Raw genomic sequence first — 19,614 nt, 5'->3', positions numbered from 1 at the left:
GCCGCATAGCGCGAAAGTCACCGCGCGGCCAGCGCCGCGTGGCCTGGGAGCAGCGAGCCCGCCTCGCGGCTCAACTGGTCGATCAACAGCCGCACGCCCGGCAACATGCCGCGATGCGCGGCATAGACCAGCGAAATGTCGAGCCCGGGCCCGGCCCATTCCGGCAGCACCGGCACGGCCAGGCCATGCTCGGCCATCCTCCGTCCGACGAATGTCGGCAGCCGCCCGATTCCAAGTCCCGCCTCGATTGCCTCGGCGATGGCACGTACATTGTTGGCCGACATGCGCGGCTTGAACTCAATCTTCGCCGGTTTCTGCGTCGCATGATGCAGCAGCCATTGCTGCGTGTCCGACGGCGAAATCTGCTCGCCGATCAGCGGATAGGCGTCAAGCGCCTTGGGGTCTGACGGCAGGCCTCGCTCGGCGACCAATGACGGCGCGGCAAACATCGAGGCTTCGGTGCTGCCGATCTTCCTGGCGATCAGCGTCGAGTCCTTGAGCCTGCCGACACGGATGGCGAGATCGTAGCCCTCCGCGACCAGGTCGACATAACGGTCGGAGACGTCGATCTCACAGCGCAGCTTCGGGTTGGCGGCGACGAAGCGCGCGATCAGCCGTCCCAGCCCGGCCTCGACCAGCACCGTCGACATCGTCAGCCGCAGCCGCCCCGACGGTTCCGCCACCGCCTGTGCCGCTTCGTCGGCGGCGCGTTGCAAGGCATCGACGATCAGCTGGCCATGGGTCAGGAATCGCTTGCCCGGCTCGGTCAGCGAGGATCGCCGTGTTGTCCGCGCAATCAGCGTGACGCCGAGATGCTCCTCGAGCTCGGCCACGCGCTTGCTGACGGTTGCCAGCGGAAGTCCCATCGAGCGTGCCGCGGCAGTGAAGCTGCCGGTCTCGGCCACGCGGGTGAAGATCACCACGGCCTCGACCGGTGGCAGCCGCTCATCCCTGGTAGCGCCGGCGCGGTCAGGCTCATTATTTCTATTCATGGATAGTCATTCCAGATTTGGCAAATTATCAGTGTAAAGGAGATAATCTATCTTGTCTCCATGAACCAGATGTTTCCCCATTCCTCCTCACCCGAAGCCGGCACGCCGGCACAACCCGCGTCGCTGATGCTCCTCATCATCTGCGGCGCCCAGTTCCTGGTGGTCATCGATGCCGTCGTCCTCATGGTTGCCGGCCCCGCGCTGGCGCAAGCGTTCGACGCCACCGAGCGCGACCTGCAATGGGTCTTCAACGCCTATGCCCTGGCCTTCGGCGGCTTGCTGCTGCTGGCCGGCAGGGCAGGCGACCGTCTCGGCCACCGCGGCATGTTCGCCGCCGGCGCGGTCGTCTTCGCGCTGTCTTCGTTGATCGGCGCGTACAGCGTCTCGATGTCGATGTTGATCGCCGCTCGTGCGCTGCAAGGTGCCGGTGCCGCCTTGCTTGCCGCCAACTCGCTCGCCTCGCTGACCTTGTATTACCCTTCCGGTCCGGCACGGCTGCGGGCGCTCGGCCTGTTTGCCTCCTCGGCCACCGTCGGCGTCGCCTCGGGAACGTTGCTCGGCGGCCTGCTCACCAGCACCTTCGGCTGGTCGTCGGCGCTATTGATCAATGTTCCGCTCGGCCTTGTCATGGCCTGGGCCACAAGGCGCGCCGCTGGCGCGGCCGGCGACGGCCAGGCCCCGTCCGGGCCGATGGATTGGGCTGGCGCCGCCACCGCGACGCTCGGCTTCGGTGCGCTCACCCTTGCCATTGCGCAGACATCGCACCCGACGCCAAGCACCCTTGGCTTGTGGCTCGCCGCCGCCGTTCTGCTCGTCCTGTTCGTCCTCATCGAGTGCCGAAGCGCAGCACCGCTGCTTGACCTCGCCACCCTGCGCAACCGCCCGGTCGCCGTCGCCAATGCCCTGATCTTCATCCACTCCGCTGGTCCGCTGACCTCGCTGTTCTTCGGCTCGCTCTACTTCCAGCAGCTGCGCGGGCTCGAGGCGCTCGAAACCGGGCTTGCTGTTCCTGCCCTTCGCACTGGCTTCGATCGTCGGTGCCCGCCTCGCACCTCTTGCCATGGGCTACATGGCGCCGCGCGGCATTGCCGCCCTGGGTTTTGCCCTGATGAGCCTGTCGTCCTTCGCCCTGTCGTTCCTGCCGGTGGCTGCGGGGGAGCCCTATCTGCTGCTCACCATCGCAGCCTTTGCCATCGGCGGCTTCGGCTCGTCATTCTCCTTTGTCAGCCTGACCGAGGCGGCAACCGCCTCGGTCCGCAAGGGCGAGGCCGGCATGGTCTCCGGGCTCACCAACACTTCGCTCCAGATGGGCGGCGCCTCGATCCTCGCCCTGCTGATATCAGTCACCGCCACGGTGCCGGCGGGAGCCGCGGCTCACGCGACGACCTTCACCTCGGCCGCCGTCATCCTGCTTGCCGGTGCGATCGCCGGCTTCTTCCTCTTTTCCACGTCGTCGGGCCGGGCCGCTTCGGCCGGCCGGTAATCCACGTCAAATCTCAGGAGACCAATATGCACCTCAATCGCAGGGAACTCGCCGCCATGTCCTTTTCCGCTCTCATGCTTGCAACAGGCGCGCGCGCCGAAGCGGCATCGCCGACAGTCGGACCAGCGGCTGGTGCCGCCATCGATCCGCTTGACCTCGTCGATCCCGAGCTGCGCCCGATCCTCGATCACATCCCACCGCTCGATCTCGGCATGGACACTCTCCAGGCGGTGCGCGGCGCCCAGTTCCCGCCGGCGCTGCCATTGCCGGCGATCCAGCCGCGGGACCGGTTCATCCCAGGCGGCGCCGGCAATCCCCGCCTGCGCGTCGTCGTCCTCGACCCCGCGCCGCAGGCAGCCGCCAAGCCGGCGATCCTGCATATCCATGGCGGCGGCCTCGTCGTCGGCAAGCCGGAGGTGGTCATTCAGGAACTGCAACAGCTTGCAACCGAGCTCGGCGCCGTCATCGTGTCTGTCGACTACCGCCTGGCGCCCGAACATCCGTTCCCGGCCGGCTTCGATGACGCCTACGCGACGCTCGAATGGATGCATCGCTCGGCCAGCGAGCTTGGCATCGACCCGAGCCGTATCGCCTTGCTCGGCGAAAGTGCCGGCGCCGGCCTCGCCGCTGCCGTCTCGCTCCGGGCGCGCGACCGTGGCGAACTGCCCCTCCGCTTCCAGGCCTTGCGCTACCCCATGCTCGACGACCGTACCGCCTTGCATCAGCCGCCGGCCCACCTCGGCACGTTCATCTGGAACTGGCAGTCCAATGCCTTCGGCTGGGCCTCGGTGCTCGGGCGCAAGCCGGTGATGGAGCACGCACCCGAGGGCGCCGTTCCCGCGCGGGCAAAGGACCTGCACGGGCTTCCCGAGACCTGGATCGGCGTCGGCATGCTCGACCTGTTCGCCAGGGAATCGATGGCCTTTGCCGGGCGACTCGTCGAGGCCGGCGTGCCGGTCGAGTTGTCGGTCGTGCCGGGCGCCTATCACGGCTTCGACGCCATGGTTCCTGAAGCGCGCGTTTCCGCAGCCTTCATCGCCGGCTGGAAATCGGCGCTCCGGCGCGCCTTGCAGGCCGCTTGATCAGCCCTGACTGCCGGCGGCATCCGATGCCGCCGGCTACTCCCGCCGCTCGATGTCCCGGCGCAGCACGATCAGCGTCGTCAGGTCCTGCACGCTCGGATGGGTGGCGATGATGTCGCGCAGCGTGTTCAGCCGGTCGATCGACGGCACCTCGACCTCGACCATCAGGTCGAGCTGACCTGTTACCGACGATACCCGCCGCACCTCCGAATAGCGTGCCAACTGGTCGAGCACCCCCATCGACGGCGTCGAGACCAGCGTCACCATCAGGAAGGCCGAGACCAGGTTGCTGTCCATCTGGCCGATATCGGCGCGATAGCCGCGGATGACGCCGCTCTTTTCCAGCGCCGCGACGCGTTCGCTGGTCGCACTGCGGGAGAGCCCGATGCGCCCGGCAAGCGTCTTCAGCGGGATGCGCGCTTCCTTCGACAGGATGCCCAGAATGTCCCTGTCCTTGGCGTCGAGTTCCTTCATCGCCCCGTTCCGATCGGTGCCGTTAAAGTGCCGGTCCATGCAGTCATAGTGCCGGTGCAACCGACGCTTTGCCGGATGCCCGATTTTTCGGCCCGTGCCAAGCTCCAGTTACAGCAATTCCGGATAGACCATGACCGACGTGACCCATCCCGCGCCTGCATTCTCCTTTGGCGAGGCCGCCGACCTGGCTTCGAGCCGGTTTGGCGTGAGTGGGCGCGTCGCAGCCCTCGACAGCGAGCGCGACCAGAACTTCAAGCTCTCGGCCGACGACGGCGCCCAGTGGATTCTCAAAATCATCAATGCCAGCGAGCCGGCCTCCGAAAGCGAATTTCAGGTCGCCTTGCTCGATCATCTCGCGCGCTCGGGCGTCGCCGCTCCCCGCCTCAAGCCGTCCGCCGACGGTGCGGCGCTCTCGGAAGCGACCGGTGCCTCGGGCGAGCGCCATGCGCTGCGGCTGGTGTCCTGGCTGCCGGGCCTGCCGCTGGCCGAAGCGGCGCGCACCCCGAAGCTGCTCGAAAATCTCGGCCGCGCGCTCGGCCGGCTCGACGGCGCGCTGCAGGGCTTCATCCATCCCGGCGCGATCAGGAGCTTCGACTGGGACATCCGCCAGGCCGGTGCCGCGCGCCAACGCCTGCACCATGTTCCCGATGTCGCCGACCGCGCGCTTTTGCGCCGCCTGCTCGACCATTTCGACGTCGCCGTGGCACCCCGTCTCGCCGGCCTGCGTGCCCAGGTCATCCACAATGACGCCAATGACTGGAACGTGCTCGTCGATGAGGACGACCACGACCGGGTTGCCGGCATCATCGATTTCGGCGACGCGCTCCATTCGCCTGTGATCGCCGAAGTCGCGGTCGCCTGCGCCTATTCGATCCTCGATGTCTCGGACCCGATCGGCGCCGCGGCGACCCTGGCCGCCGGCTTCCATGCCGAATATCCGCTGCGCGAAGAAGAGCTCGATCTCCTGTTCGACCTCATCGCCATGCGCCTGGTCATCTCGGTCACGCTGTCGGCGCAGCGCAAGGACAAGACCGGCGACAATCCTTATCTCGCCATCTCGGAGGCGCCGGCCTGGCGGCTGCTGCGCCGCCTTGGCGCGATGAACCGCCGTTTCGCCACCGCCATCCTGCGCCACGCCTGCGGCTTCGACGCGGTATCAGGTGCCCGCGCCGTCACCGCCTGGATCGAGGCCAACAGGAAGAGTTTTGCACCGGTGCTCGATCGTCACCCGGCAACCCTGGTCAAGGCGCTGGTGCCCTATGGCGATCCGGCTCATCCGATGACGACCACTTCGGCCGGCCAGGAGCCCGACAAGGCCACCGCCTGGTGGGATTCCTGGTGCGCCGAGCACGGTGTCGAGCTCGGCATCGGCCCCTGGGGCGAGGCACGCACGGTCTACACCTCCGACATCTTCTGGTCGCGCTTCGTCGAAGGCGCCCGCCGGGTCCACCATCTTGGCCTCGACCTGTTTTTGCCGGCAGGCACCAAGGTCTACACGCCGCTCGCCGCCACGGTCAAAAGCGTCGAGATCGAGGAAGACCCGCTCGGCTATGGCTGCCTGATCGCGCTGGAGCACACGCCTGAAGGCTGCCCGCCCTTCGTCACGCTGTGGGGTCACATGGCGCATGAGGCGATGGCCCGCCTGAAGCCGGGCGAGACGCTCGAAGCCGGCGCGCTCGTCGGCGAAATGGGCGCACCGACCGAGAACGGCGGCTGGGCGCCGCATCTGCATTTCCAGATCTCGACCGACCCTGATCTCGCCGCTCGTGACATCCTCGGCGTCGGCGAGGCGCGTTATCTCGACGTCTGGGCCGAGCTGTTCCCGGATGCCGCAACGCTTGCCGGCATCCCGCCCGAGACCTTTCACCAGACCGGCCGCACCCGCCCCGAGATCGTCGCCGCGCGGAAAGCCTCGCTGCTGCCCAACCTGTCGATCTCCTATTCCGATCCGATAAAGTTCGTGCGCGGCGAGGGCGCCTGGCTGATCGATGACCGCGGCCGCGCCTATCTCGATTGCTTCAACAATGTCTGCCACCTCGGCCACGCCCATCCCGATGTCGTCGAGGCGATCGCCACCCAGGCAGCAAGACTCAACACCAACACGCGCTACCTGCACGACGCCATCGTCACTTATGCCGAGCGACTGACTGCGACCTTGCCCGAGGGCCTGTCGGTCGCCTCCTTCGCCTGTTCCGGCAGCGAGGCCAATTCACTTGCGCTGCGCATGTCGCGCACCTTGACCGGCAGCAACGACGCGCTGGTGCTCGACTGGGCCTATCATGGCACCACCCAGGAGCTGATCGACCTCAGTCCCTATAAATACAAACGCAAGGGCGGCAAGGGCCGGCCGGCCCATGTCTTCGAGGCAACCATCCCCGACAGCTACCACGCGCCGGATGATTGGCCGGTCGAAGAGCATGCCAGGCGTTTCGCCGAAAGCATCGCCGAGCAGATCGAGACGATACGCACAAAGGGTCGCGCGCCGGCCTTCTTCATCGCCGAATCCATCCCCAGCGTCGCCGGCCAGGTGTTTCTCCCCGAGGGATATCTCAAGGAAGTCTACGCCATGGTCCGTGCCGCCGGCGGCTTCTGCATCGCCGACGAAGTACAGGTCGGCTTCGGCCGTGTCGGCAGCCACTGGTGGGCCTTCGAGACGCAAGGCGTTACCCCCGACATCGTCACCATGGGCAAGCCGATCGGCAACGGCCACCCGATGTCGGCATTGGTCACCACGCGCGAGATCGCCGACCGCTTCAACAACGGCATGGAGTATTTCAACACCTTCGGCGGCAACCCGGTGTCCTGTGCCGCAGGCCTCGCCGTGCTCGACGTCATCGAGCGCGATCGCCTACGCGACAATGCCGCCGATGTCGGGGCCTATCTCGTCGCGCGCTTCAGGGAGATGCAGCAGCGCTACGAGGTCATCGGCGACGTCAGGGGTCAGGGGCTGTTCCTCGGCGTCGAGCTGGTCACCGACCGCAAGACCAAGGCGCCGGCGACCGCCTTCGCCCGCAAGGTCAATGACGGCGCCCGCGCCCGTGGCGTCTTGATCGGCACCGAGGGCCCACACGACAATGTGCTCAAGATGCGTCCGCCGATGATCTTCAGCCGCGCCGATGCCGACCATCTCGTCGGCGTGCTCGAGGAGGCGTTCGCCGCGGCGTCAGTCGAAGGCGCATAGCTCAGGACCCGCGCGGAAAATCTCGCGCGGAGGGAATTAACGACAGGGGAATTCACCGACTTCCGGCGCCATCGCGCCGGCGGCAAGCAGAGGCTTTGCCTCAACACCAGAGGGAGGAAATGATGAGGACAATTTTTGCAACGGCACTATTGCTGGGCTCGGCCGCGATGACCATTCCGGCAGCGGCCGACACCTTCGACATCGTCAAGCAGCGTGACAAGCTCACCTGCGGCGTTAGCCAGGGCGTCGCCGGTTTCTCGGCGCCCGACGATGCCGGCAAATGGTCAGGCTTCGACATCGACTTCTGTCGCGCCGTAGCCGCCGCCGTGCTCGGCGATCCGGAGAAGGTCAGCTACGTGCCGCTGTCGACCAAGGAGCGTTTCACCGCGCTGCAGTCCGGTGGTGTCGACGTGCTGTCGCGCCAGACCACCTGGACGCTGTCGCGCGATTCCAGCCTCGGCATTCGTTTCGTCGGCACCGCCTATTATGACGGCCAGGGCTTCATGATCCGCAAGGCTCTTGGCGTCGACAGTGCGCTCAAGCTCGATGGCGCCACCGTCTGTACCGAGCAGGGCACGACCACCGAGCAGAACGTCGCCGACTACTTCTCCACCCACAAGATGAAATACGAGCCGGTGGTCATCGATTCCGCCGACGGCATCATCAAGGCCTTCGACACCGGCCGTTGCGACGTCTACACGACGGATGCCTCGGCACTCTATGCCCAGCGGCTGAAGCTTACCGATCCGGCTGCCTATGTCGTCCTGCCGGAGATCATCTCCAAGGAGCCGCTCGGGCCTGCCGTTCGACAGGGCGACGACAAGTGGTTCAACATCGTGCGCTGGACGCTGTTCGCGCTGCTCGAAGCCGAGGAACTCGGCATCACCAAGGACAATGCCGAAGCCGGCCTGTCCTCGGATAATCCTGCCATCAAGCGCTTCCTCGGCGCTGAGGGTGACAGCGGCCAGCAGCTCGGTCTCGATCCGCGTTGGAGCTACAACATTATCTCCAAGGTCGGCAATTTCGGCGAGATCTTCGAGCGCAATCTCGGCCAGTCGAGCGAGCTCAAGATCGACCGCGGCATCAACGCCTTGTGGAATGCCGGCGGCCTGATGTACGCCCCGCCGGTCCGCTGATCGCTTTCCTCCCCCCGGGGTCGCGCGTCAGCGCGGCCCCTTATCTTCCCGCCAGAATTTCCAAGTCGCGCGTCAGCGCTGCCCCTTATCTTCCCGCCAGAATTTCCAGGTCGCGCGTCAGCGCGGCCCCTTATCTTCCCGCCAGAATTTCCAAGTCGCGCGTCAGCGCGGCCCCGCCTATGCTGCCTCGCGAGATTCCCGGCGCGTTCGTCGGGCCGCAGCATAGGTGCATTGATGAGCATAGCCGATCGCGTTCGCGTCAAGGATGTCAAAGTCCTGTCCGATGACTGGTATCTGTTGAAGAAGACGGTCTTCGAGTATCGCCGCAATGATGGCGAATGGCAGCTCCAGAGCCGCGAGACCTACGATCGTGGCAACGGCGCCACCATCCTGCTCTATGATTCCGTCCGCTGCACTGTCGTTCTCGTCAAGCAGTTCCGCTACCCGGCTTTCGTCAGTGGCTACGATGACATGCTGATCGAGACGCCGGCAGGCCTGCTCGACAATGCCAGCCCGGAGGAGCGCATTCGGGCCGAGACCGAGGAAGAAACGGGCTTCCGCGTCCGCGACGTCCGCCGCGTCTTCGAGGCCTTCATGAGCCCCGGCGCCGTCACTGAGCGGATCTACTTCTTCGTCGGCCGCTACGAGCCCGGCGACCGCATCTCCGAAGGCGGCGGCCACGAAGGCGAGGGTGAGGACATCGAGGTGCTGGAGATCGGCATCGATGAGGCGCTCGCCATGGTTGCCGACGGCCGCATCTGCGACGCCAAGACCATCATGCTGCTGCAATACGCAGCCCTTCACCTCTTGCGCGGAGCCTAGCGCCGATGTCGACCATCGCCCGCGAGCTCGGCATCTCCTTCGGCACGTCGCCGACCGGACCGCTCAACGCCATCACCGACGTTTCAGGCGTGGCCATCGGCCATCGCACCATTCGCGCGGGCGACCTCAACACCGGCGTGAGCGCGGTCCTGCCCCATGGCGGTAACATGTACCGCAATAAGGTGTTGGCCGCCTGCGATGTCATCAACGGCTTCGGCAAGAGCACCGGCCTGATGCAGGTCGACGAGCTCGGTTCGATCGAGACGCCGATCCTGCTCACCAACACCTTCGGCGTCGGCACCTGCGCCAACGCGCTGATCCGCGCGGCGGTTCTGGAGAATCCGGACATCGGCCGCGAGACGTCGACGGTCAATCCCGTGGTCATGGAGTGCAATGACGGCCATCTCAGCGACATCCAGGCGCTCGCCGTCACCGAGGACGATGCCCGCGCAGCGCTTGCAACAGCCGCGTCCGGGCCGGTTGCCGAAGGCAATGTCGGCGCCGGCACTGGCATGAGCTGCTTCGGTTTCAAGGGTGGCATCGGCACTGCCTCGCGCCGCATCGAGTTGGCCGGCAGCGCGCATCATGTCGGCGTGCTGGTGCTGACCAATTTCGGCCGCGCCGGCGATCTCGTCCTTCCCGATGGTCGTCGCCCCGATCCGCGCAGCAGGCGAGAGGCCGAGAAGGGCTCGGTCATCGTCATCCTCGCCACTGACATCGCGATGGAACACCGACAGCTCAAGCGCGTCGTCCGCCGCTGCGGCGCCGGTCTCGCCAGGCTCGGTGCCTATTGGGGGCATGGCAGCGGCGACATCGCGCTCGGCTTCTCGACCGCCCAGACCTTCGATCATGACGAGCGTGCCGACTTCGTTTCCATCTCCGCCCTCAACGAAAACCGCATCGATCGCCTGTTCCGCGCCGCGGCCGAAGCAACCGAGGAGGCCGTGGTGAACTCGATGTGTGCAGCCGAGGTCATGCATGGCCGCGCCGGGCATGTCAGGCCGTCGCTGGCAGACTGGTTGAGAGAGCAGGGCTAGATCGCCTTCGACGGGCTCTGGAAGCAGGATTGCCGGGCTCGGAAAATAAACTCAGCATGTTCCTTCTTTGTTCTTAAAAGAAGGAAGTCATGTCGCGGCAACTCCAGTTCGACTTCGGAGCAACTTCGCTTGGTTTGCGACCACCGTCGCGTTGGCCAAGGCAGGCAAGGTCCGACGCAGACAGGCTGATGTTTCGTCTGCATCCGGGTCAGTCGGCGCAGATGGCGACGGTGGCGGACCATACCCGCCGCAGCCATGGCCTGTCCGGGAAGCACGCGATGCAGGACAGCTGCACGTCTCGCTGGTGGGGCTTCACAACGGCGGGGAGATCGACCGAACCACGGTGCATGACGCCTCGGCCGCCGCCGCGACAGTCAGAGTGCCGGCATTCGAGCTGGCCTTCGACCGCATCGCCAGCTTCCACAATCGGGAATCGAAACCGCTGGTTCTGCTGTGCGGCAAGGGTGCCGAAAAGGTGGTGGAGCTCGAACGCCGGATCATCGATGCGTTGAACCGTGCGGGGCTCCGGCTACGCCGGCGCGCCGGCTTCGTGCCCCACTGCACGGTGCTCTACGCCGACAGGCTCGTCCCGGAAACGCCTCTCGACCGGCCGATCGTCGTCCCGATCACGGAGTTTCATCTCCTGCATCGTTCGGCCAGTGGCCGCCGCCGGAGCGTCGGCAACTGGCCGTTGCTGGGCTGAGGCTCAGAGCTGCAGCGGCTGACGCGCGTTGCGCCAAAACTCCTCAGGTTCCTCCAGCAGATGTGTCAGCCCGACACGCTCGAAGGCGAGTGCCGCCTGCTCGGCGGCATCGGCGAGGATGTCCTCGGCGTCGAGATGGTCGGTCCTGCGGCTGCGCATCAACACCTTGCCGTTGACGATGACGGTGTCGACGTCGGCGGCGTTGGCGAAATGGGCGATGCGCGTCACCGGCATGACGGGCGGGTAGAGATGCGGCTTGCGCATGTCGACCAGCACGATGTCGGCCTTCTTGCCGGGCTCCAGCGACCCCAGTTCCTTTTCCAGGCCAAGCGCCCTGGCAGCGTCGATCGTTGCCATCTCGATGGTCTTGCCGGGCGGCAGATAGGCCGGGTCGCGGAAATGGCGGCGGTGGTAGTGCATGCACTGCGCCATGTGGCGGAACATGTCGTAGCCGCGGTCGGGGGCGGCCGCGTCCGAACCCAGGCAGACATTGATGCCAGCCTCGAGCAGCTCCGGCACCGGGCAGCGGCCATAGACCGACATGATGGCGCTCGGATTGTGGATGATCGACGCGCCTGTCTCCTTCAGTGCTGCAAAATCTTCCTCGGTGAGGTCGACGCTATGACCCAGAAGCGCGAACTCACCGAGGACACCAAGATCGCGCGCCAGCGCGATCGACCCGTCGCGGTGGCCGTCCTGGGTGAACAGCACGCCCTTGCGACGGCGCAGATCCATGACCGCTTCGCCCATCTCGACGACCTGCCGTCGGGCATCGGCATCCGCCACCTGGGCGGCATAATAGACCGGCATGACAAGGCACACGCCGGTGCCGCGGCCGAGCAGGTCGTTCCAGCGATCGATCAGGATTTCGCTGACCTCGAGCTGGCGCTCGAAGCCGACGGATACGTCGCGCGCCTGACCGGTCTCCGAGAACTGGCGGTAGTTTTTCGGGAAGGGCGTCCGGCCGGGGCCGACGGCCATGAAGGTGCGCAGCCCGGATTCGGCGGTCGCACCGCAATGCGCGTCGCCATAGATGGGATCGTCGGTGCGGTAGATATCGGCGCCGCCGCCGAGCAGCGTCATACCGGTGGTGATGCCGCCACGCAGGCGTTCGAGCTGGGTCATGCGCGCCTCGGCGCGCCAGAAGTCCGGCGTCGAGCCGCGCGCGTAGATCTCCTCGCAGGCGTCGAACCAGCTGTCGAGCCCGGCGCCGGCATTGCGCACCAGCCCGTGGCCGGCATGCGAATGGCTGTCGATCAAGCCGGGCATCGCCACCATGCCTGTGCCGTCGATGATGTCCCTGGCGCCGACAGGCTCGGCGTCGCCGTCGCCACCGATGGCGCTGATGCGGTCGCCGGTGACAGCGATCCAGGCGCGGTCGATCACCCGGCGTTCCGGGTCGACGGTGATCGCCGTCACGTTGCGGACGAGGATGTCTGGCTGCGTCATGTCACTGCTTTCCAAAAGTCGGCGGGCGAAATCGCATGGTTGCGGAAGTCCGAGCCGGACTTCCGCAAGCCATGTCAAACCGGGGCTACAGCCCCAGAATGTCTTCCAGGTCGCGCGCGAGCACGCGTTCGCTTTCGAGATCGAGCTGGTTTTCGATATGGGCGAGGTGGTGGTGCATGACGGCAAGTGCCGCCTTGGCGTCGCGCGCGGTGATGCTCTGCACGATCGCCGCATGCTCGTCGGGGCCGCAGTTCTGGATTTCCTTCTGCTGGTACATCGCCATGATCAGCGACGTCCGCGAAACCAGATCGCGCAGCAGGGTGGCGAGGATCTGCGATTGCGCCAACTCGGCGATCAGCATGTGGAACGCGCCCGAGAGCCTGATCGCACCGGCGAGGTCGCCGCCCTGGTGGGCCTTGCGCTCCTGGTCGACATGTTCGCCCAGCCGAGCGATTCCGGCGGCGTCGATGGTCGCGCACAGCCGCTCGACCAGCCTTTCCTCGATGGTGCGGCGGGCGAAGAACACATCGCGCGCTTCCTCGATCGACGGTTTGGATACGAACGCACCGCGATTGGGAACCAGTGTGATCAGGCCGTCGCGGGCGAGGTTCTGCAGCACATGGCGGATGCGTGCCCGGCTGGCGCCGAAGATGTCGGCAAGCTGCTCTTCTTTCAGCCGCGTGCCGGGGCCGATCTGCCGCTCGGCGATGGCGCTCCAGATCTTCTCGTAGATTTCCTGATCGGTGGCATGCCGCATGCCTGCTTCAGCGTCCATCCAATCCTCCTCCCGTTCGTCCCGATATGCGGCTCCAACCTATTCAAACCTAAAAGCGCGGCAAGTCAACAAATCTGTTGACAACGATTGTTGACAATAATTGGATACGATGACAGCGTGCGATGGATGGAGTCGGGAACCGACCTGCTACATGGTGGCGCGGGTCTGCCGTCCGGAAACGTGAGGCGCCGGTGCTTCGGGTGTATGATATCGGCACCCACCACATGCTGCGGATTGCGGTCTGAGGGAGAAAAAATGGATTTCGATTTCGCCGAGCTGCCCGAAATGGACCGCTACCGGCTGCTCACCAACTTCGTCGGACCGCGCCCCATCGCGCTGGTCACCACCATCGACGAGCATGGCTGCAACAACGCCGCGCCGATGAGCTTCTTCAACGTCTTCTCACATGAGCCGCCGCTGCTCATCCTCGGCATGCAGACCCGTCCTGATGGCACCGCCAAGGACACCGTCGCCAACATCCGCCGCTCCGGCGAGTTCGTCGTCCACATGGTCGACATGGCGATTGCCAGCGAGATGATCGTCACCGGCATCAACTTCCCCGCCGACGTCGACGAGATCGAGCTCGCCGACCTGACCAGCACGCCGTCGAAAAAGGTCGCGGCACCCCGCATCGAGGAATCGCCCTGCGCCATGGAGTGCCGTGTGTCGCAGATCCTCGATTATGGCCGCCGCACCATCGTCATTGGCGAGGTCGTGCAGATGTATGTTCGCGACGACTGCCTCGATGAGCGCGGCCGCTATGTCCGGCCCGAGGTCTACCAGCCGATCGCCCGTCTCCACGCCGACAACTACATCGTTGCCGCCGACCAGTTCGTGCTCAAGCGCCCGGCCGAGCTTTTTCCTCAAGAGGAAAAAGCCGCCAATGCCGCCCCGAAGTCGGAAAAGGTCATCGGCTGAGGCCAGAGCCTTGTCGGCCCACCCGCTCCACCGCAAGGCGTAAGCCCCCGACGACCTTGCATGGGAAGGGCGCTCGTTTCGGGCGCCCTTTCTGTTTGGGCGTCAGTCCTCGGCCGCCGCGCCAATGTTCTCGCTCAGCACGCGCAGCACGCGGGTCGCGCTTTCGATGTCGGCGTCGTCAACACCGGTAAGCACCAGGCAGCGCAGCTCGGCGACGTCGGCGAACATGCTGTCGGCCTCGCGCCGCGCCGTCGGCGTCAGAAAGATGCGCTTGGTGCGCCGGTCGCCGTCGGTGGTGCAGCGCACCACCAGCCCCTTCTTCTCCAGCCCGTCGATGAGCCCGACCAGCGAGGGCTGCTCGATCTGCATCTGCTCTGCCAGCTCGGCCTGCGTCTTGCCCTCGCATTTGGCGATCTGCATCATCAGTCGGGCGCGCGCCAGCGTCAGGCCGCGCTCCTTCACCCGCGCGTCGAACATCGTCCTGAGCTTGCGGTTGACCTTCAGCAATTCGTCAAAAAACGCGCTCTTCAGCTCGGCGCTGCTCATATCGATCCCCTTTTGTTCTTTTGATTATCATTAGATGCCTATGTAATTCGCGGCAATATCTCCGGCAAGAACCATCCTCCTAGTCCCTTCGGACGAGGCTGCGGCTTCGATCAGCGTAGGTAATGTCCATTCTCGCCAATGGAGCGGCGCAGCCGGGGATGGAGGAGGTGGGGTGTGGTCCTGCGCAATCTGGCAAAGCTCGACCTCAACCTGTTGCATGTCTTCGAGGCCGTCTACGGCGAGGCCAGCATCACCCGTGCCGCCGAAACGCTCAACGTCACCCAGCCCGCCGTTTCCAACAGCCTGGCGCGCCTGCGCGACATCTTCGGCGACCAGCTGTTCGTCCGTGCCCGGCAGGGCATCGCGCCGACGCCGCTCGCCGAAACGCTGATCGGCCCTGTCCGTGAAGCGCTCACCGCGCTCGACCGCACGCTCGCACGGCATGAGCGCTTCGACCCGCTCGCCTCCGAGCGCATCGTCTCTTTCAGCATGAGCGACTATGCCGAGGCGGTCGTGCTGGCACCGTTTGTCGGCGAGTTGAACCGGCTGGGCTCGAGGCTGACGGTGCGCAACCGCTTCCTTGCCGAGCGCGACCTGTTTCCCGGCCTGGCCTCGGGCGAGATCGACTTCGCCGTCGAGTCGCATCCGCTGGCCGAGGATGGTTTCGGCCAGCGCCTGCTGTTCAGTGACGAATTCGTCTGTGTCATGCGCCGGGGCCATCCGGCGGCGACCGAACCCTTCACCATCGAGCGCTACATGGCGCTCAGCCACTTGCACATCTCCAATCGCCCGCGCTTTGCCAATCTGGTCGACGGCGCGCTGGCCCGGATGAAGCTGAAGCGGCAGGTGGCGGTGCATCTCGAACATTGCCTGGCCGCTGCCGCCATCCTGTCGCGCAGCGACCTCTGCCTCACAATTCCGACCTCCTTCGTCCGGCACTTCCTGCCCGAAGATGGTTTCGTTGCGTTGCCCCGGCCTTTCCGCATGCCGCCGCTTCAGACCTGGCTCTACTGGCACCCGGCCTCTGAAGGCAGCCCGGCGCATGATTGGGTTCGCGGCGTGCTCGACGATTGTTTTCCGGACGCCTGCCGGGATCACTCAGGCTGATGTCGGTCATTCGGATTGGCAATTTGCCCGGGCAAATACCGCCGACCTATAACTTGAGCCAACAGCTGAGATCGAAAACCTGTCGCTGGGGCGATGGCCGCGAGGCTGTCGCCGGGAGGATGGCGCATGCGTGCTGCGGCAAGCATCGAGGAGATTGTTGAGCGTGGGCTTTGCACCGGCTGCGGCGCTTGCGCGAGCCTGCTCGGAGGCGACGCCCTGCGCATGGATATGTCGCCTGAAGGCTACATGCGGCCGCGCGGCCAGCGCCCGCTCGACAAGGGCGAGCAGCAGGCGGTGCTGGAGATATGTGCCGGGCGCGCGCAGCAGGGCGCAGCACCAGCCGAGGCCAAGCCGCACCGCATTTTCGGCGCGATGCTGCATCTCGCCAAGGGCCATGCGACCGACAAGGAGATTCGCTTCAGGAGCGCCACCGGCGGCGTGCTCACCGCGCTCGCGGTCTATCTGGTCGAAAGCGGCGAGGTCGACGGCGTGTTGCAGACCGGCGTCGCAAGCGACAACCCGCTGCACAACGAACCGAGGTTCAACACCACGCGCGAGCAGATCGTTGCCTCTTCGGGCTCCCGCTACGGGCCGTCGGCGCCGCTGAAGGACATCGCAGCGCTGCTCGACAGCGGCCGCCGCTTCGCGTTCGTCGGCAAGCCCTGCGACGTCGCCACCTTGCGCAACCTGGCGCTTGTCGATCCGCGCGTCGACCTGCAGATCCCCTACATGCTGGCGATGGTCTGCGGCGGCAATCCCAGCATTGCCGCCACCTACAACATCGTCAGGCGCTTCGGCGAGGACCACCGCGACGTCGACGAGTTCCGCTATCGCGGCCATGGCTGGCCCGGTCCGACCTATCTGCACACGCGGCAGGGCAGGGCGCACAGCCAGAGTTATGACGAGACATGGTTCTCTAATCTCACCTACGAGCTGATGTTCCGCTGCAAGATCTGCGCTGACGGCACAGGCGAGCACGCCGACGTCGTCGCCGGCGATTGCTGGGTCATGGAGGATGGCAAGCCGAGCCATCGCGAGGCCGGCGACGGCTGGAACATGCACATTGCCCGAACCGTACGCGGCAGGCAGTTGATCGAGGATGCGCTCGTCGCCGGCTACATCCATGAGGAGGCGTTCTCCGTTGCCGAACTCGAAGCCATGCATGACGACCACGGCACCAAGAAGCGCTCGGTGCTGTGGCGGCTCGCCGGTCTCGCCCTGACCGGTCAGCCATTCCCCTGTTATGGCGGGCTGCGGGTGGTCCAGGCCGGCCTTGCCGCCAGCTGGCGCGAACGTTGGGCAGCCTTCCGCGGCACGCTTGCCCGTTCTCTCAAGCGCCGCAACCGCGAGAGCCCGATCACCTCGGGGACCTTCGTCCCGGACACCAAGACAAGCTGACAACGATCATCAAGGAGGAAACAATGCCTGTCGATCAACTGCGCGCCAAGCTCTCCGGTTCCGGGCCTGCCCTGTTCTTCCCGGATCCCGAAGTGCCGGCGATCTTCAATTTCGACCAGGGACTGGCAGCGCCCGAGACGTTTCCCACCGAGGACCTCGTTCGCCTCGCCCGCAAGGCGCTCGACGAGCACGGCGCCAAGGTGCTCGACTATTTCGACCCGGCCACCGGTTATGAGGAGCTGGTCTTCGGCTTCAAGGGCTTGCGCAAAGAGATCGCTGACCGCATTGAACGCACCCAGGGCAAGCAGCTCGGCACTCTTGGCGTCATCCTGACCTCGGGTTCGGTGCAGGGCATCGCCCTTGCCGCCAATGGCTACGTCAATCCGGGCGACGTCGTCGTCGCCGAGGCGGCGTCCTTCCCTTATGCGTTGCGCTTCATGCAGATGGCCGGCGGCGACCTGCGCACAGTGCCGGTCGACGACCACGGCATGGACATCGACAAGCTCGAAGCCTTGCTGAAAAAAGTCAAAGCCGAGGGCAAGAAGGTCAAGGTCGTCTACACCATCCCGACCTTCCAGACGCCAACCTGCACCGAGATGTCGGTGCCGCGCCGCAAGCAACTGCTCAAGCTCGCCAGCGAACATGACTTTCTCATCATCGAGGACAATGTCTATGGCGACCTGCGTTTCGCCGGCGAGGAGTTGCCGACGCTGCTCAGCCTCGACACCGACGAGCGCGTCATCCAGTGCGGCAGCTTCTCCAAGATCGTCGCTCCCGCACTGCGGCTCGGCTGGATCGCCGGTCCGGCTGCCGCCATCGAACCCATCGCCGCCGTGCGCCAGGATCTCGGCGTCGGTCAGTGGCATGCCCGCGTCATGACCTCCTATATCTCGGAAGGCTTGCTCGACGAGCATATCGCCGAGGTCAACAAGGTTTACAAAAGCAAGGCCGAGACGGCAGCGCGCGCCGTGCGCGACCATTGCGGCAACTACGTCACCTTCCGCATGCCGCAGGGCTCGTTCTATCTCTGGCTCGAAATCGACGAGCGCGTCGACTGGCAGCGCGCCGCCGAGCTTTCGGCGAGGGAAGGCATCTTCTTCCGCCCCGGCGAACGTTTCATGGGCGAAAGCGACGGCCGCCAGTTCCTGCGCCTTGCCTACAGCCATGTCAGCGAAGACATCATCGAGCGCGGCATCAAGAAGCTCGGCGAGATCCTCAGCGCTTGCGCCCGGGTTCCGGCATGACGCTTTCTGTTCGCACGATCGCGGGGGGATTTGTCTATCCCGAATGCCCCCGCTGGCATGACGGCCAGTTGTGGTTCGCCGACCAGCATGACGGCCTCGTCCATGTCCTGGATGCCGCCGGAATCAGGTGCGACAGCTTCGCCGTTCCCGGCGGCCCATCCGGCATGGGCTGGCTGCCGGACGGCGACCTGCTCGTCGTCTCGATGAACGACCGCAAGCTGTTCCGACGGCTTGGCGACCGCAAACTCGTGCTTCATGCCGATCTCGCCGCCGTCCACCCGTTCCATTCCAACGACATGGTCGTCGACGGTGAAGGCCGCGCCTATGTCGGCAACATCGGCTTCGACTTCTACGCCGGCCAGCCGCCGGCGCCGACGATGCTGGCCGCTGTCGCGCCGGATGGCTCCATCAGTGTCGCCGCGGACGGCCTGATGTGCCCCAACGGTGCGGTGATTTCACCTGACGGTCGCACGCTCGTCATCGCCGAGTCGATGGCCGCCCGTCTCACCGCCTTCGACATGTCAGCCGACGGCAGCCTGTCCAACCGCCGGCTGTTCGCTGCGATCGACGGCCATGTGCCCGACGGCATCTGCCTCGACGCCGAGGGGCACATCTGGGCTGCATCGCCTTACGAAAAGATGGTGCTGCGCATCAGTCCGGCTGGCGAGATCGTTGAGCGGGTCGTCATCCCTGATGCCAACCCCTATGCCTGCATCCTCGGTGGGGCCGACGGTCGCGACCTCTACATCTGTATTGCCCCGCACCACGACCCTGAGATGACGGTGAAGCTGAGGGGAGGGCGCATCGATGTCGTCCGCGCGCCAGCATCGGGAGCAGGACGGCCATGAGCAACGTCGAACGTCTCAATCCTCCAGGCATGGCCTTCCCCGGCATGAGTCAGGCCGTCGGCTGCGGCGACTTCGTGCTCGTGTCCGGGCAGGTGGCGCTGAAGGACAAGCAGATCGTCGCGGTCGGCGATCCCGCCGGGCAGACCGAGCAGGTGTTCCGCAACATCGAGGCGGTGCTGGCCGAGGCCGGGCTGACGCTCGCCCATGTCGTCTCGCTGCGCTGCTACCTGACCAGTGCCGAAGCCTACCAGGCCTATGCCGTGGTCAAGAACCGCATCTTCGCCGACAATCCGCCGGCCGCCTCCGCGATGGTCGTCACCGCCCTCGTCCTGCCCGAGATCATGGTCGAAGTCGAGGCGGTCGCCTGGCGCCACGCGCTTGCCAAAGCTGTCGAGGTGTAGAACCTAGCCGGACCTGAA

Annotated in this window: 18 protein-coding genes and 1 pseudogene; 14 read left to right on the top strand and 5 right to left on the bottom strand. The window is 65.6% G+C overall.

Annotated elements, in window-relative coordinates; translation table 11 throughout:
* Nucleotides 1-17 precede the first annotated feature (17 nt).
* Nucleotides 18-992, bottom strand: coding sequence for a LysR family transcriptional regulator (locus tag HNQ95_RS24100; protein ID WP_182575446.1), 975 nt, complete (start codon nucleotides 990-992; stop codon nucleotides 18-20).
* A 60-nt stretch (nucleotides 993-1,052) separates the two neighbouring features.
* On the opposite strand from HNQ95_RS24100, the pseudogene HNQ95_RS34230 reads away from it, so the two are divergent.
* From HNQ95_RS34230 to HNQ95_RS33765, 3 genes and pseudogenes are all read left to right on the top strand, one after another.
* Nucleotides 1,053-1,946, top strand: a pseudogene (locus tag HNQ95_RS34230) (MFS transporter); the annotation flags it as partial.
* Between the two features lie 46 nt (nucleotides 1,947-1,992).
* On the top strand, nucleotides 1,993-2,475 hold the full coding sequence (locus tag HNQ95_RS33770; RefSeq protein WP_246340951.1) for an MFS transporter: 483 nt from the start codon (nucleotides 1,993-1,995) through the stop codon (nucleotides 2,473-2,475).
* A gap of 26 nt (nucleotides 2,476-2,501) precedes the next feature.
* Complete coding sequence (locus HNQ95_RS33765; RefSeq protein WP_246340950.1) at nucleotides 2,502-3,557, top strand: alpha/beta hydrolase; 1,056 nt, start codon at nucleotides 2,502-2,504, stop codon at nucleotides 3,555-3,557.
* A gap of 36 nt (nucleotides 3,558-3,593) precedes the next feature.
* Here the strand turns inward: HNQ95_RS33765 and HNQ95_RS24090 are convergent, their stop codons facing one another.
* Nucleotides 3,594-4,031, bottom strand: coding sequence for an Lrp/AsnC family transcriptional regulator (locus HNQ95_RS24090; protein ID WP_067964726.1), 438 nt, complete (start codon nucleotides 4,029-4,031; stop codon nucleotides 3,594-3,596).
* A 130-nt stretch (nucleotides 4,032-4,161) separates the two neighbouring features.
* Between HNQ95_RS24090 and HNQ95_RS24085 the strand changes: the two genes are divergently transcribed.
* The 5 genes from HNQ95_RS24085 to HNQ95_RS24065 all read left to right on the top strand — a co-directional run bounded on the left by HNQ95_RS24085 (nucleotide 4,162) and on the right by HNQ95_RS24065 (nucleotide 10,910).
* Nucleotides 4,162-7,212, top strand: coding sequence for an aminotransferase class III-fold pyridoxal phosphate-dependent enzyme (locus tag HNQ95_RS24085; protein ID WP_182575444.1), 3,051 nt, complete (start codon nucleotides 4,162-4,164; stop codon nucleotides 7,210-7,212).
* A 122-nt stretch (nucleotides 7,213-7,334) separates the two neighbouring features.
* On the top strand, nucleotides 7,335-8,348 hold the full coding sequence (locus tag HNQ95_RS24080) for an amino acid ABC transporter substrate-binding protein (protein ID WP_376769273.1): 1,014 nt from the start codon (nucleotides 7,335-7,337) through the stop codon (nucleotides 8,346-8,348).
* Nucleotides 8,349-8,582: 234 nt separating this feature from the next.
* A complete protein-coding gene (locus tag HNQ95_RS24075) occupies nucleotides 8,583-9,170 on the top strand; it encodes an NUDIX domain-containing protein (protein WP_182575443.1) in 588 nt (195 codons plus the stop codon).
* A 5-nt stretch (nucleotides 9,171-9,175) separates the two neighbouring features.
* Entirely contained in the window at nucleotides 9,176-10,207 is a 1,032-nt protein-coding gene (locus HNQ95_RS24070) for a DmpA family aminopeptidase (RefSeq protein WP_182575442.1), read from the top strand.
* 67 nt (nucleotides 10,208-10,274) lie between these two features.
* Entirely contained in the window at nucleotides 10,275-10,910 is a 636-nt protein-coding gene (locus HNQ95_RS24065) for a 2'-5' RNA ligase family protein (protein WP_083948654.1), read from the top strand.
* Nucleotides 10,911-10,913: 3 nt separating this feature from the next.
* Here the strand turns inward: HNQ95_RS24065 and HNQ95_RS24060 are convergent, their stop codons facing one another.
* The gene (locus HNQ95_RS24060; RefSeq protein ID WP_182575441.1) at nucleotides 10,914-12,359 is read right to left on the bottom strand and encodes an amidohydrolase family protein; all 1,446 of its coding nucleotides are present in this window, start codon (nucleotides 12,357-12,359) and stop codon (nucleotides 10,914-10,916) included.
* Nucleotides 12,360-12,444: 85 nt separating this feature from the next.
* Nucleotides 12,445-13,134: a GntR family transcriptional regulator gene (locus HNQ95_RS24055; protein ID WP_115733166.1), complete on the bottom strand. Its 690-nt coding sequence runs from the start codon at nucleotides 13,132-13,134 to the stop codon at nucleotides 12,445-12,447.
* Nucleotides 13,135-13,389: 255 nt separating this feature from the next.
* Between HNQ95_RS24055 and HNQ95_RS24050 the strand changes: the two genes are divergently transcribed.
* Nucleotides 13,390-14,052 (top strand): flavin reductase family protein, encoded by a 663-nt coding sequence (locus tag HNQ95_RS24050; protein ID WP_182575440.1) that lies wholly within the window; start codon nucleotides 13,390-13,392, stop codon nucleotides 14,050-14,052.
* Nucleotides 14,053-14,154: 102 nt separating this feature from the next.
* Here HNQ95_RS24050 and HNQ95_RS24045 read toward each other — a convergent pair whose 3' ends face one another.
* Nucleotides 14,155-14,598: a MarR family winged helix-turn-helix transcriptional regulator gene (locus HNQ95_RS24045; RefSeq protein WP_067964711.1), complete on the bottom strand. Its 444-nt coding sequence runs from the start codon at nucleotides 14,596-14,598 to the stop codon at nucleotides 14,155-14,157.
* Nucleotides 14,599-14,772: 174 nt separating this feature from the next.
* On the opposite strand from HNQ95_RS24045, the gene HNQ95_RS24040 reads away from it, so the two are divergent.
* The 5 genes from HNQ95_RS24040 (at nucleotide 14,773) to HNQ95_RS24020 (ending at nucleotide 19,596) form a co-directional block, all read left to right on the top strand.
* Nucleotides 14,773-15,705 (top strand): LysR family transcriptional regulator, encoded by a 933-nt coding sequence (locus tag HNQ95_RS24040; RefSeq protein WP_067964709.1) that lies wholly within the window; start codon nucleotides 14,773-14,775, stop codon nucleotides 15,703-15,705.
* 126 nt (nucleotides 15,706-15,831) lie between these two features.
* The gene (locus HNQ95_RS24035; protein WP_182575439.1) at nucleotides 15,832-17,103 is read left to right on the top strand and encodes a Coenzyme F420 hydrogenase/dehydrogenase, beta subunit C-terminal domain; all 1,272 of its coding nucleotides are present in this window, start codon (nucleotides 15,832-15,834) and stop codon (nucleotides 17,101-17,103) included.
* A gap of 23 nt (nucleotides 17,104-17,126) precedes the next feature.
* Nucleotides 17,127-18,347: an aminotransferase-like domain-containing protein gene (locus HNQ95_RS24030; RefSeq protein WP_182575438.1), complete on the top strand. Its 1,221-nt coding sequence runs from the start codon at nucleotides 17,127-17,129 to the stop codon at nucleotides 18,345-18,347.
* Nucleotides 18,344-19,195 carry an SMP-30/gluconolactonase/LRE family protein gene (locus tag HNQ95_RS24025; protein WP_182575437.1) on the top strand — a complete coding sequence of 284 codons (852 nt, stop codon included), beginning with the start codon at nucleotides 18,344-18,346 and terminating at the stop codon, nucleotides 19,193-19,195. Before HNQ95_RS24030 ends, HNQ95_RS24025 begins: the two co-directional genes overlap by 4 nt.
* A complete protein-coding gene (locus tag HNQ95_RS24020; protein WP_115733160.1) occupies nucleotides 19,192-19,596 on the top strand; it encodes a RidA family protein in 405 nt (134 codons plus the stop codon). The genes HNQ95_RS24025 and HNQ95_RS24020 overlap by 4 nt, the downstream gene beginning before the upstream one ends.
* Nucleotides 19,597-19,614: the final 18 nt, after the last annotated feature.

Source organism: Aminobacter ciceronei, assembly GCF_014138625.1.
GTDB classification, from domain to species: Bacteria; Pseudomonadota; Alphaproteobacteria; order Rhizobiales; family Rhizobiaceae; genus Aminobacter; species Aminobacter ciceronei.
The sequence above is the reverse complement of the archived record's forward strand: the minus strand, read 5'-3'. Positions and strand labels throughout refer to the sequence as shown.